10 protein-coding genes are annotated in these 13,184 nt (G+C 62.0%); 2 read left to right on the top strand and 8 right to left on the bottom strand.

Annotation, left to right across the window (positions count from 1 at the left end; translation table 11 throughout):
- Nucleotides 1-77: 77 nt before the first annotated feature.
- From HZI36_RS17630 to HZI36_RS17600, 7 genes are all read right to left on the bottom strand, one after another.
- The gene (locus HZI36_RS17630) at nucleotides 78-1,832 is read right to left on the bottom strand and encodes an FAD-dependent monooxygenase (protein WP_179403943.1); all 1,755 of its coding nucleotides are present in this window, start codon (nucleotides 1,830-1,832) and stop codon (nucleotides 78-80) included.
- A gap of 122 nt (nucleotides 1,833-1,954) precedes the next feature.
- Nucleotides 1,955-3,691: an AMP-binding protein gene (locus HZI36_RS17625; RefSeq protein ID WP_179403942.1), complete on the bottom strand. Its 1,737-nt coding sequence runs from the start codon at nucleotides 3,689-3,691 to the stop codon at nucleotides 1,955-1,957.
- Between the two features lie 40 nt (nucleotides 3,692-3,731).
- Nucleotides 3,732-4,520: an enoyl-CoA hydratase/isomerase family protein gene (locus HZI36_RS17620; RefSeq protein ID WP_179403941.1), complete on the bottom strand. Its 789-nt coding sequence runs from the start codon at nucleotides 4,518-4,520 to the stop codon at nucleotides 3,732-3,734.
- 64 nt (nucleotides 4,521-4,584) lie between these two features.
- Entirely contained in the window at nucleotides 4,585-6,324 is a 1,740-nt protein-coding gene (locus tag HZI36_RS17615; RefSeq protein WP_179403940.1) for a CocE/NonD family hydrolase, read from the bottom strand.
- Nucleotides 6,325-6,440: 116 nt separating this feature from the next.
- Nucleotides 6,441-7,364 (bottom strand): amidohydrolase family protein, encoded by a 924-nt coding sequence (locus HZI36_RS17610; protein WP_179403939.1) that lies wholly within the window; start codon nucleotides 7,362-7,364, stop codon nucleotides 6,441-6,443.
- 35 nt (nucleotides 7,365-7,399) lie between these two features.
- Nucleotides 7,400-8,803 carry an MFS transporter gene (locus HZI36_RS17605; protein WP_179403938.1) on the bottom strand — a complete coding sequence of 468 codons (1,404 nt, stop codon included), beginning with the start codon at nucleotides 8,801-8,803 and terminating at the stop codon, nucleotides 7,400-7,402.
- Between the two features lie 81 nt (nucleotides 8,804-8,884).
- Entirely contained in the window at nucleotides 8,885-9,979 is a 1,095-nt protein-coding gene (locus tag HZI36_RS17600) for a porin (protein WP_179403937.1), read from the bottom strand.
- 364 nt (nucleotides 9,980-10,343) lie between these two features.
- On the opposite strand from HZI36_RS17600, the gene HZI36_RS17595 reads away from it, so the two are divergent.
- Nucleotides 10,344-11,108, top strand: a complete 765-nt coding sequence (locus HZI36_RS17595; protein ID WP_179403936.1) for a TetR/AcrR family transcriptional regulator — start codon at nucleotides 10,344-10,346, stop codon at nucleotides 11,106-11,108.
- Here the strand turns inward: HZI36_RS17595 and HZI36_RS17590 are convergent.
- Nucleotides 11,097-11,819, bottom strand: a complete 723-nt coding sequence (locus tag HZI36_RS17590) for a TetR/AcrR family transcriptional regulator (RefSeq protein ID WP_179403935.1) — start codon at nucleotides 11,817-11,819, stop codon at nucleotides 11,097-11,099. The genes HZI36_RS17595 and HZI36_RS17590 overlap by 12 nt on opposite strands.
- Before the next feature lie 217 nt (nucleotides 11,820-12,036).
- Here HZI36_RS17590 and HZI36_RS17585 point away from each other — a divergent pair, with 217 nt between their 5' ends.
- The gene (locus HZI36_RS17585) at nucleotides 12,037-13,143 is read left to right on the top strand and encodes an NAD(P)-dependent alcohol dehydrogenase (protein WP_179403934.1); all 1,107 of its coding nucleotides are present in this window, start codon (nucleotides 12,037-12,039) and stop codon (nucleotides 13,141-13,143) included.
- The last annotated feature ends 41 nt before the right edge of the window (nucleotides 13,144-13,184 follow it).

Here is a 13,184-nt window from a genome sequence, read left to right as displayed (position 1 = left end):
TCTTGCCATGGACGCGATCACACGCGTTTCATGGCAAGACGCAATCCTAACGATCAACGATCGGGAACGACCGGAAACTATCGGGCAAGCACGGCTCGCATGACCCGGCGAAGCTCCTCTTGCGGATTACCCGGCAGCGACGCGCTACGCCACGCCACATGATGGTCGGGGCGGACCAATACGGCGCCGCTGTCGCTGACTTCACGAATGCGAGCCCAATCGCCGGTGTGATCCGAGTATCCCTGGCGCGGACCAATGACGTGCACGTCGATTTTCAGTCCGAGCGCTTCGCCAACCTGCTTCGCGGCTTCGACCCATGCTTCGCCGCCGAGACCCGTGAACAACGTGAAGCGGCCATGCCCCGCCAGATCGAGCGTCGAAAGCTGCCGGCCTCGGGCGTCGAAGATCCACGCATGCGGCAGCCGCGCACCGGCCCATGTCGTCGGCTGGTAATACAGCTCGCGGTCGCGCGGGAACGCCGGCTCCTCCTGGCCATCGGTGACGGCCGCGCTCGAGCGGTAGCGTTGATTCATCTCCACGCCGTGGGCGTCGAGTTCATACCGCTTGTACGCCAGCGCTTCCCGAATCGCGTCACGCTGCAGTTCCGCCGCCTTGGTCGACTGGCTACGGGCGTGCATGTTCGCCTGCATCACTTCCGGTTCGTTCGACTCGTCGATGCCGAGTGCGCTATAGAGCCGCGCAAAATCGGCAATCGACTGGTTCGCCCGCGTCACGATCTGTTTCGCAACCGGAGCACGCTCGGCCGTGTAGGTATCCAGCAGCGCGTCGCCGGCCTGGCCCTTGATGACCGCCGCCAGCTTCCACGCCAGGTTGAACGCATCCTGAATCGACGTGTTCGAACCCAGCCCGCCGGACGGCGGGTGCCGGTGGGTTGCGTCACCCATGCAGAACACACGGCCGTTCTGCATGCGCGTCGCATACATGTTGTTCACGGTCCAGGTGCTCGTGCCCAGCAGTTCGATCTCGAGATCGGGCTTGCCCACCAGTTGCCGTGCGACCTCCGTGGCCCTCGCTTGATCCACCACCGGCGTCGGCTCGTTGATGTCGTACCCCCAGACGATCAACCATTCGTTCCAGGGTCGAACCATCCGGATCAGACCCATCCCGATGCCGCCGACTTCAGCGCCCGGCTGCATGATCGGGTACAGGACGGCAGGCCGGTGCGCGACGAACTCGGACAGATCGGCGCGGAACCAGATGTTCATCGAGCCGCGCACGCCCATCTGCCCTTCGAAAGGCAGGCCGGCGTTCCTGGCGACCTTGGAGTTCCCGCCGTCCGCGCCGATCAGGTACTTGGACTTCACGACGAACTCCTCACCCGACAACCGGTCACGGCAGCGCGTAATCACGCCATCCTCGGTCTCCGTATGATCCAGATATTCGGTGCTCATCCGGGCCTCGGTGCCTCTCGAGCAAGCCGTCTTGAACAGCAGCGGCTCCATGAAAGTCTGAGGCAGGTCATTCATTTTCGTCGGGCTCGACAACTGGCGTTCCGCTCGCGACAGCGGATGCGCGCCCCAGCTGGGCACCCGGCCGATTTCCTCGCCCGTCAGGCTTTCGCAGAAAACCGTGCCCCCTATCAGATCCTGATCGGTTGCATGCAGGTAGGCTTCCTGCTCGACCTCCTTGCCGAGATCGCGAAGCACCTCCATCGTGCGCAGGTTCGTGATATGCGCACGCGGCGTATTGGCCAGCCAGCGATAATAATTGACGACCATGTTGTCGATGCCATACGTCGACAGCAGCGCAGCTGCCGCGGAACCCGCGGGCCCCGTCCCGACGATGAGCACATCGGTAGTAAACTCAGCCATTCCACACCTCCTATCATCATCCCGGTCGCTTCATCCAATTTCCTGGTTGATATGGATTACTGACCGATATCACTTCAAAAATCCACGGCGATTCGTGGGTCTCCTGGTTTCCCGGCGTCCCGTCAGGCGGTTTTCTGCCTGTTCAGGCCCAGTGAGCGGATCATCTCTTCACGCATTGCAAATTTCTGCACCTTGCCCGTCACCGTCATCGGCAATTCGTCGACGAAGCGAATATATTTCGGCACCTTGTAATGGGCGATTTGTCCTCGGCAAAATTCCCGGATGTCATCCTCCGTCGCGCCTTCGCCTTGACGAAGCACGATCCACGCGCACAGCTCTTCTCCGGTCTTCTCGTCCGGCACGCCGAACACCTGCACGTTCTGGATTTTCGGATGCCTGAACAGGTACTCCTCGACCTCCCGGGGGTAGATGTTCTCTCCCCCTCGAATCACCATGTCCTTGAGCCGGCCGACGATGTTGCAGTAGCCTTCGGCGTCGATCGTCGCGAGATCGCCGGTATGCATCCATCCGTCGACGATGCTCTCGCGCGTCTTCTCGTCGTCGCCCCAGTATCCGAGCATCACCGAATACCCCTTGGTGCAGAGTTCTCCCGTTTCGCCGACCGGCACGGTATGGCCGAGCGCATCCACGATCTTCACTTCGAGGTGCGGCTGAATCCGGCCGACGGTCGTCGTGCGCTTGTCCAGCGGATCCGTCGTCGCGCTCTGAAACGACACCGGACTGGTTTCCGTCATGCCATAGGCGATCGTGACCTCCCGCATATGCATTCTGGCGACGACCTGATTCATCGTTTCGATGGGGCAAGGCGAGCCGGCCATGATGCCGGTTCTGAGGCTGCCCAGGTCGAACGATGCGAAATCCGGATGCTGCAGCTCGGCGATGAACATCGTCGGCACGCCGTGAAGCGCCGTGCACCGCTCTTCCGAGATCGACGCCAAGGTTGCGCCGGCATCGAACCCCTCGCCGGGAAAGACCATCTGCGCGCCGACCGATACGCAGGCCAGCACCCCGAGCACCATGCCGAAGCAGTGGTAGAGCGGCACCGGAATGCACAGTGAATCGACTTCGGACAACTTCATCGCCATCGCGACAAAGCGCGCGTTGTTGACGATGTTGTGATGCGTGAGCGTCGCGCCTTTCGGGTTGCCTGTCGTGCCGCTCGTGAACTGAACGTTGATCGGGTCGCGAGAAGACAGCGTCGCATCGAGATCATCGATGATCGAGCGACCTCGGTCGCGAAGCCCTTCTTCCGCGCGCGCCATCACCGACGCGAACGGCAACACGCCCGACAGGCCCGGATCGCCGACGGAAATCACCAGGCGAAGGTCCGGCAGCCGCGCGCTCTTCAGTTCGCCGGCCTGCTGCGATTTCAGCTCCGGCACGATGTCGAGCAGCATGCCGGTGTAGTCCGACGTCTTGAAACGCTCCGCCGTGACCAGCGCCTTGCAGCCCACTTTGCGCAGCGCGTATTCGAGCTCCGACACGCGATAGGCAGGATTGATATTGACCAGTACCGCGCCGATACGCGCCGTCGCGAACTGCACGAGCAGCCATTCGACCCGGTTGGGAGACCAGATGCCGACGCGATCGCCCTTGCCGATTCCCAACGACAGCAGCCCCGACGCAAGGCGGTCGACCTGATCGTCGAATTCCGCCCACGTCCACCGTACGCCTTGCTCGCGGAAAACCACCGCGTTCCGGTCCGGGAAACGCCGCGCCGTGTCTCTCAGAAACTGGCCAATCGTGGATTCGCTCAGTGAGATATCCGTCTCGCCACGCACGTATGCAATTCCGTCCGCGGGAGCGGTCAACGCGATGGAATCAGATAAGGTGTGCATGAAGTCGCTCTCCGCTACTTGAATATCTATTAAGGAATCTTTATTTCCCGTGGAAGATCATGTCGGCCGGCACCTCGTCGCGATCGAACGCTTCGCACGTGTTGGCAAAACCGCGCGTCGCATCTTCCGTGAGGTACAGCGGCATCGTGATATCGAGCATCGCGATATCGGCACCCGCCACCCCGCCGCTCGACCACGTCTTGAGCAGCGTGCGCGTGGCCGCATACGACAGCGTCGGGCCGTCCGCCAGGCGCGCGACGAGCTCGCCGGCGACACGCTCGAGCGAATCCGGATCGGCCACGTGCGTCGCAATGCCGAGATCGCCGGCCACGCTGCCCGGAATCATTTCGCCCAGCATCGCGAACCGGGACGCGCGGCTGCGGCCCACGCGCTCGGCCAGTCGTTGCAGCCCGCCGGCAATCGGTAGCATCGCGGTCGTCACCTCGACGTTGCAGAACATCGCATCAGACGCCACGACGATGAAGTCGCAGGCCAGTGCGAGCTCGAAGCCGCCGCCGATTGCGAGGCCCTGCACGACAGCCACGGTCGGGACGCGCAGCGCCTCGATCGCGCGATACGACGTGTTCACGTGCGCGACGAACGTGCGGAACCAGTTCAGGTCCTTGCCCGGCCATTCGCGCACCTCTCCGCCGAGGCTGAAGTTCGGGCCTTCGGCGCGGATCACGAGCACGCGGATATCGCTTTCGCTGGCTTCGTGGACTGCTTCCTGCAGGCATTGGGCAAAGCGCAGATCGAGCCGGTTGTACGGGGGATTCGCGAGGACGATGCTGCCGACCTTGCCGTCGCGCTCAAAACGAATGCTTTTCATTTGCTAACCTCATGTTCTCGGTCAATTCACCGGGCGCCGGCGGCGCCCGTCAAGCATCCGCCAGTCAGGACGACGCCCCATTCAGTGGAATGATGGGAAGCAGCAAATGCGACGGGCGATCCGCGTCCCGGTAAATCTTGTGCGTCACCGTATTGCTGTTGCAGACGTGATACGGGATGTATTCGACATCCGTCATCGCGCCCGTTCCGGTCGGCACGTCCAGGCTGCAGATCTCGACACAGATGCGGTGCCCGGCCTTGAACTGGTTGGCCGTCGCCAGCACCTGCACTTCGTACTTGACGATCTCGCCCGGCGTGACCGGCTCGATCGAATCTTTCGTCAGCTTGTGGAACGGCTCGCCCGGCGTGGAGCGGTCCGGATCGACCGCGCGGTACGACGCCTTCAGCCAGCCGCGCGTGAGCTCGCGCTCCGGCAGCGTGTCCGGCACCGATCGTTCGCCGACGCGCGCGGTCACGACGGACACGTCCGGACCCACATCCTTCAGCACCACGATCCAGTTCGTGTCGGGCTGGTCGATCTCCGCATAGAACGTCAGCGAAATCGGGCCCGCGACCATCACGTCCTGCGCAAGCGGTTCGGTCATGTAGCGCAGACGCTCGACCTTCGACGTCTTTTTCAGCGGCATCTGCGTGTAGACGTCGGGCTCGCGATGCGCGTCGCCGACTTCCGCGGCCGGCCTCGGCGGGTTCGTCGACAGCCCCTCCCACGCGCCGAGGTAATACTTGGTCCATTGCGTCTCCGGCAGCGGCCAGTCGGTGCCCGTGCGCCATTCGTTCGCGCCCATCGCCCAGTAGCGGACCGGCGGCTCGTCCATGATGCCGGTGTCGATGCCCTTCAGCCAGTAGTCGTACCAGCGAATGACTTCGTCGTGGTACTGATGGAACGGCCGCTCGAGGTGGGCCGGGCCGGTGAAGAGCAGCTTGCGCGGCTGCTTGACGTTCTTGAAGTAATGCTGCGCGCCGAGCCAGTGCAGCTTGTACGTGTATGCGTACGCGCCCGATCCCGTATAAAAAGGAATCCTGATCTTCTGGAACGTTTCTTCCGCGCGCTCGACCGTCCCGTCCGCTTCCCACGGGTTCGTCATGATGTGATACATCACCCAGGTCCGCTGCCCCTTTTGCGTGAGGATGTTGTACAGGTTGATGTACATCTTGTAGTCGGGGTTGCGCATCGCGGCGCGCCAAAGTTCCTCCTGCTCGTCCGGCAGCGGACCGGGCACGCCGCGCGATTCGTGCACGGTGCTGAAAACGTCGAGCAGATACGGGAACGTGTGGAGAACGCCGCCGGGGTTGAAATCACGGAACCCGAACATGCCGCCGTAAGCGCTGCACGCGTCGTACGGAAAGATCGCCTTCAGCGCGGGGTGCCCCTGCGCCGCCGCGCGCCACTGCTCGCCGGCAAAACCCGAAATGCCGACCATGCCGACTTTGCCGTCCGACCAGGGTTGCTGCGTGATCCACTCGATCATGTCGTAGTGGTCGGTATTCTCCTCGCCATAGTGCCCTTCCGACTTGGCGGAGCCTCGCGGTTGCGCAATGACGTGCACGTAGCCGTTGGCGACGAAGCGGCGCGAGTCGCCCGCCTCGACCGGCCCGAACCACAGCGGCGCGTGCGCGGGTTGCGGCGGCAGGACATCGGCAATGTCCGGACCCTGCAGGTCCTTGTTGTGCAGCGCCGATGCGTAGAGCACCGGGTACTTCCCGTTCCCGTCCGGCCGATAGACGTCGACCGCGAGACGGGTGCCGTCTCGCATCGTGACGATTATGTCGCGTTCCTCAATCATGTCCTCTCCAGTTTTCGTTCGTTTGGCCAGATCCGCAGCCTTCGAAATCACTATACTGCACACTCGTAAAGCATTCAAGGTAAACAACACGTCAGGACATCAAATCCCTGGCGGCACTAGCGCCCCAGCAGGCGCGCGGCGTTTTCTCCATACACCTTGTCCATCTCGACGCCGGGAATCCGGAGATCGTCGAGCACCGATCCGAATTGCCGGATGGCGGGTGTCGGCGCGAACGGGAAATCCGTCCCGAAGAGGATGTGGTCCGGGGCTGTGATTTGCGCGAGCGCGCTCAACGGCGCGCGCCCGCCGGACAGCGCCGTGTCGAAGTAGAACGACCCGATCGCGTCGAACCCGTCACCGACGCGCTCGGCCACGCCGGGCATCATTGAAAGCGACAGCGCGACGCGCGGCGCGAGAAAAGGCAACGTTCCGCCCGCATGCGAAAGAATGAAGCGAATATTCCTGAACCGGCGCAGCGCGCCCGAAATGATCAGGCTCGTCGCGGTGCGGGTCGTCTCGAACGGATATTCGAGCACCGATGCCGGCGCGACGCGGGGGATGTCGTGAGGCGGCTGATTCGGGTGAATGAAAACGACGGCCCCACGTCGGTCCAGCTCTTCCCACAACGGCGAAAAATGTTCGTCGCCCAGGTACATGCCGTTGTAGTTCGTGAAGACGACGAAACCGTCCGCTTTCAATTCGTCGAGGCTATAGCGGACCTCATTCAGCGACGCGTCGATGTCCGGCAACGGCAGACTCGCAAACGAGCCGAACCGCCCCGCATATTGCGATCTGAGTTCCGCCGCGTGATCGTTGCATTTTCTCAGCAGCGTGGGCGCATCCGGGAGCGTGGGGCCGGAAGAGATCGACAGAATGCCTTCGTCGATGCCGTTCTCGTCCATCATCGCGATAGCCGCCTCGGCGGACCACGTCGGGGCCACGCCGTTCGGCATGGCCGCATTCAGCAGATCCAGTCCGACGGCATCCACGTAGAACTTCGGCAGAAAATGTTGGTGCGTATCAATTTTTCGATTCGACATGATGTAAGACTCCTGAACTGATTCCGTTTGGCCACTCACCGCAAGTTGCCGTCGAGTAACGGCTGCTCACCTGCGGCTATCAACTTGACTTCTTCCCTATATCCGCCTTGTGATTGCCGCTGTTCGAAGAGGACGCGCGCCATCACCGACATGCACACACATGCAGCCAGAAGCGGTATCGACAACAACATGCAAGTGAGCAGATAAGGAAAGCCCGATACGACGATCAGGCCGATCAGCGACGAGCCGACGATCGAGCCCAGCCGTCCGATTGCCACGTTCCAGCCGCCGCCGGACGCGCGAAGTGCGGTCGGGTAGAAAATTCCCGGGATCGTGTTCACGCAAATCAGCGGGCCCCCGACGGCCAGCCCGGCGAGGAACACGACGCCTGCGTGCCACGACGTCGTTTCCGCCAGGCCCAGCGCGATCAACAGCGGGATACCCGCGCCGAATGCCCCGGCAATGACCCAGGCCACGTTGTAGCGGCGGACGAGCATCGCGAACAGAACCGCGCCGCCGAGCGCACCGAACTGGAACAGCGACGACACCTGCGACGCGTCATGCATCGATAGACCGGTCTGCTTCAGGTGCGTCGGCAGCCAGGTTCCGATGAGAAAGAACACCAGATATCCGGAGAACTCGGCCACCCAGGTAAGCACGGTTCCACGCCGATACTCCGTGCCCAGAAGCGCCAGGATGCCGCGTCGCGCGCTGGCTGGCGCCGCCATGTCGAACACCAGCCCGGCGCAATCGATTGCCGGAAAAATCCGGGCGACCAATCGTTGGACAGCCTCGTTGGGCCGGCGCCTGGCCACCAGGTAGAGCGGCGATTCGGGGACTTGCCAGATCAGCAGAATCGCGACGCCGACCGGCATCAAGCCGCTCAATGCCAGCATGCCTCGCCAGCCGATTTCGCCGATCGCGAAGGACGTCACGAAGCCGGCGGCGGCGGCCCCGAACAGAAAGCCGCAATAAGTCGACGCCAGCATCGCGGAGCGCGACCGGGCCGGGCTATATTCCGCCACCAGCGCCGACGTGGCGGGCATCGCCGCGCCGATGCCGATCCCGGTCACGAAACGCAACAGAATGAGCATCGTGATCGATTGTGCTTCGCTGGAGGCGAGGCCGGCTACGCCGAACCACGTGATCGCGACGATGCTCACTGCCCTGCGCCCGATGCGATCGGCCAACGCCCCGCCCGCGATCGATCCGATCAGCAGTCCGGACAATCCGAACGCAACCAGCGGGGCAAGCGCCGCGCTCGACAGCCGCCAGTCATGGCTGATCGCGGGTGCGATGAATCCCATGACGATCGTGTCGAATCCTTCGATCGCGGTGGCCGCGAAGCACACAAAAAATACCGTCCATTGCTTTTTCCCCATCGGCATGTCGTTGAGGAATTCGCGTATGTCGCGGTGAGCGGATTTCGCATGGTCCATTACATCTCCTCGAGCAACGATGGGCGTGGCAGCCTCTCTTCGAATCCCGCCACGCCGGACAAATCCTTGATGCGCGCGCCGTTAGAATCGGTGACGCAGCCCGACACGCACGATGCCCTGCGTTTGCCCGCTTGACGGAGCCGTGTCATAGGTGATTTGCGCCTGCCTGGCCGAACCGCCCGCCTTCATCAGCTGGGCGGCGAAGTAGACGTCGGTTCTCTTGGAGAACAGGTAATCGGCAAAGAGGCCGGTCGCACGGTAGATGGGCGTCGCGCCATTCGCGTCGACCTTGCCGTGCGTATACACGTACACGACGCCGGTCAGCAGATACGGCGTGATCTGGTAGCCGACGTTGGCTTCGTAGTTGTCGAAGCGGACGTCGTTACCCAGGAACGCCTTCTTGAAGCGAGTCGACGTGTACTCCAGACCAATGGTCGCGTTGCCGATCTTGTACTGCCCGCCCAACCCGGCGATCGACTGGCTTTGCGCGTTCGGCACGTAGGCAGCGAACGTCACGGTTCTCGGTGCGATGCTGTCGAACACCGCCGTGTAGGGATTCTTGATGAGCGTATAGGCAGCGGCCGCATACAGTCCCCCGCCGGTATAGCTGAGCCCGACCGACGTGACGCTGTTCGACGAGAACTGCCCCGGCTGGCCGCCAAAACTATAGAGCGCGCCCAGCGTGAATCCGGCCACCTGCGGACTGACGTACTTGACCGCATTGTTGATACGATTGCTCCCCGCCGTGTTGTCGATATCGCCCGCGTGAGCGAAGTAGACCGACCAGTTCAGCCCGGCGTCGATTCTGGACAGCAGATCGGCGATCTCCTCGTACTGGCGCCCGAGCGTCAGCGTGCCGTAGTTGCTCGAGATGCCGACGTAGGCGGACCGGCCGAACAGACGTCCGTTGTTGCCGAGGTTGCCGGTGGATGGGTCAAACCCGTTCTCCAGCACGAAAATCGCTTTCATCCCGCCGCCGAGATCCTCCGCTCCGCGAAACCCCCATCTGGATATCGACGCCCCACCGCTCTGAAGCTGCCAGTTCGAGTGGCCGCTCTGATTGGTGGTGTAGGTCAAACCCTCGTCGATGATTCCGTACAACGTCACACTGCTTTGCGCGTACACCGCTGCCGACGTGGTGCATAGCGATACGACGGCGAATGACAATCGTTTCATCTCCAGTCTCCTCTGTACGCGTGCCGGCACGCATGACTAGCCATCGCGGAAATCCGATGCCGACTATTAAATTTTCCGATCGGACAGTTTTAGTGTAGTTATAATTTTTCCACTCGTACAGTATTGCTTGGCTAGGAGTATCCCTATGGCCCGGGTTCGCGTTCGGAAACGGGGCGGCCCTTCGGCGCGGCGCGGTGCGGCACAGCACGCTGCCGTCAGGTGAGGAACAGGTACGAAGAAATCTGGATGGGGGCGGAGCGGACGCCGCGACGCCGCAGCGGAAGCGGCGTCTTGTATTATACTTTTGGACAGTTTTACTTCGTTCCCGCTCGCGACGCGGGCCGCTTGGATAGTCGGAAATCACATGACACAACGTACGGTATCCGGACAGAAACCCGCCAGGAAAGGACGACCCGCGGAACTCATGCGCGCGGAACAGCAGCGCGCGCAGGAAACGCGCGCCACCATTCTGAACGCCGCGCTATCGGAGTTCGCGGCGAAGGGCTTCGAGGCGGCCAGCATCCGCCGCATTGCGGAGCGTGTCGGACTGCCGCACGCGCTCATCACGTACCATTTCCGGTCGAAAGACATTCTCTGGCAAGCGGTGGCCGAGCATGCTTTCGAAGGCATTCAGCACGAGTGGGACGTGTACCTCTCCGAAGACGCGCACCCGAGCGCCGCCGAACGCGTCAGGCTGGTGTACAGCGCGTTGTTCCGGTTCACGGTCGACTATCCCGAGTTCCATCGCTTCATGCTTCAGGAGTTCCTCGGATACAGCCCAAGGCTTCAGTGGCTTGCCGACACCGTGCTGAAACCGCTGATCACCTGGTTGCTGCCGCAGATTCGGGAAGCGCAGGACGAAGGCGTGCTGCCGAAAGTGGACCCCGTCATTCTCCACTATCTGATGATCAGTCTGACGTCGACCCTTTCCGGTTTCGGACCGGAGATGATGGCGACCGCCAACGTGTCGTCGTCCGATCCCACCGTGGTCGACACCTATTGGCAAACGGTCGAGAACCTCATTTTCAACAGGCGGACACCCGACCGGCACGACGATGCGCAAGCACAGCACGCGCAGCGCAGTCCCGACGAAAAAAAGCCGCGCACATCGGCACGTTCAACCTCCTGAACCTGCCCACGCAACAACCGCACCCGCGCTCGCGTCATCGTTCCCGGATGGGTATTTCCCAGGGAAAATCGACTTCACGAGCGCGAGATACTCCGACACCACGAGCGGGTTGCTGCTCTTCATCCCCGCGGTAAACTCCATCTCCGCGCCAAATATGGACGGCACGGACATCAGCGCCAAAAACACGTAGTGGAGCAGGATCGGATTTCCAGCCGGAAGACACCCTTCCTTTTGCGCGACCCGAATCTCCGGAAGCAGGTGCTCCAGCAGCGGCGCCAATATATGCTCGGCGAGCCACGGCAGCCGCGGATTCCCGGGCCACTTTTCCTGCGCAAGAAATTGATGGAACAGCGGGTGCTCGAGGGTGAATTTCAGGAACCCGACATACTCGCTCATCAGTCGGTCAAATACCCCCAGCGTCCTTGACGCATCGTTGTCGCGTTCCCACACGCCGCGGATCGTGGCAAAGAGATCTTCGGCAACGGCCTGCCAAAGCAAATCCTTGCTCCGGTAGTGATGCGTGACCGTGGTGTGAGGAAGCCCCACCCTCGCCGCAATCTCTCTGATGCTCGCGGCAGCAAAACCTTTCTCCGCGAACTCGGCAAGCGCGGCATCCATGATCGCGCTTCGGGTGTCAATCGAGCGCTGTTGCTCTCTTCGCAATCGTCCCGTCCGGGACGAATCGCCATCGGTTTTTCCAGACTCTTTCATTCACGCGTCCTTGCACAATTCGAGCCGGCACGAGAACCCGCCCACCGTTAAACCGTACGGTCGTTCACTTTACCATATGCACCGTCACATAATAACAACCATAGGGTTTCTCCCACTGATTCATTAAACCGTACACATGTACGTTATAGGCACCGACACCTCTCCGCAAGCGCCGCCCATCTGGATCGGGCCCGCTTCAACCTGAAAGGATATTGATATGGTGACCTTAACATCAGCCGCTGTGCTTCGAGAACCGCATGGCGCCTTCACCCTCGAGAATCTGGTGCTCGACGATCCACGTCCTGACGAAGTTCTCATCAAGATGGTCGCATGCGGCGTCTGCCAGACCGACTCGCATTTCCGCGATCAGTTGATGCCCATCGAATTGCCGGCCGTCCTCGGTCACGAGGGAGCGGGCGTGGTCGAACGCGTCGGCAGCGCGGTCACGTCCGTCGTGCCTGGCGACCATGTGGTGCTGTCGTTCAATTCATGCGGCCATTGCGCCGCATGCGATACCGGGCATCCCGCGTACTGCGACCATCTTTTCCTGATGAACTTCGCGGGCACACGAGCCGACGGCACGACGGGGCTCGCGGACTCGAACGGAACGCCCATCCGTGGTCGCTTTTTCGGCCAGTCATCGTTCGCCACGTTCAGCCTGGCCAACGAACGCAATGTCGTGAAAGTGCCCAACGATCTGCCGCTCGCGATGCTCGCCCCGCTTGGATGCGGCTTTCAAACCGGTGCCGCTGCCGTGCTTCATACACTCGATGTTCCGCAGCGCGCGTCCATCGCGATCTTCGGCGTCGGCGCCGTCGGGCTCGCGGCGATCATGGCGAGCAAGATCGCGCGCGCCGGAACGATCATTGCCATCGACGTGAACGACGAAAGACTGCAACTTGCGCAAGCGCTGGGCGCCGATCACACCATCAATGCGAGCAACGCGGATGCCGCCGCCGTGATCCGGGCGATTTCACCGCGCGGCGTGGATTTCGTCCTCGATACGAGCGGCCGGAAGGAAAGTCTCGAAGCGGGTCTGGCTGCACTCGCGATCATGGGGAAATTTGGTTTCGTCGCCTTCAATCCCGCGGCGGGCGCGGTGCTCGATGCGTCCCGCCTGAGTGCCGGGCAAAGCCTGCAGGGCATCGTCCAGGGAGATGCCACGCCTCAAGACTTCATCCCCCGGTTGATCGAGTTCTATCGCGATGGCGTCTTCCCGTTCGACAGGCTGATTCGCTTCTACGAACCGGCGGACATCGACAAAGCGTTCTCCGATGCCGCGCGCGGGGAAACCATCAAGCCGGTCATCCGGTTCGAACACTGACGCTCCACACATTCAGCATGACTGAACGACGCGTTTCGCTT

Origin of the sequence: Burkholderia guangdongensis (assembly GCF_013403875.1) — a bacterium.
In the GTDB taxonomy this organism is placed as follows: domain Bacteria; phylum Pseudomonadota; class Gammaproteobacteria; order Burkholderiales; family Burkholderiaceae; genus Burkholderia; species Burkholderia guangdongensis.
The sequence above is the reverse complement of the archived record's forward strand: the minus strand, read 5'-3'. Positions and strand labels throughout refer to the sequence as shown.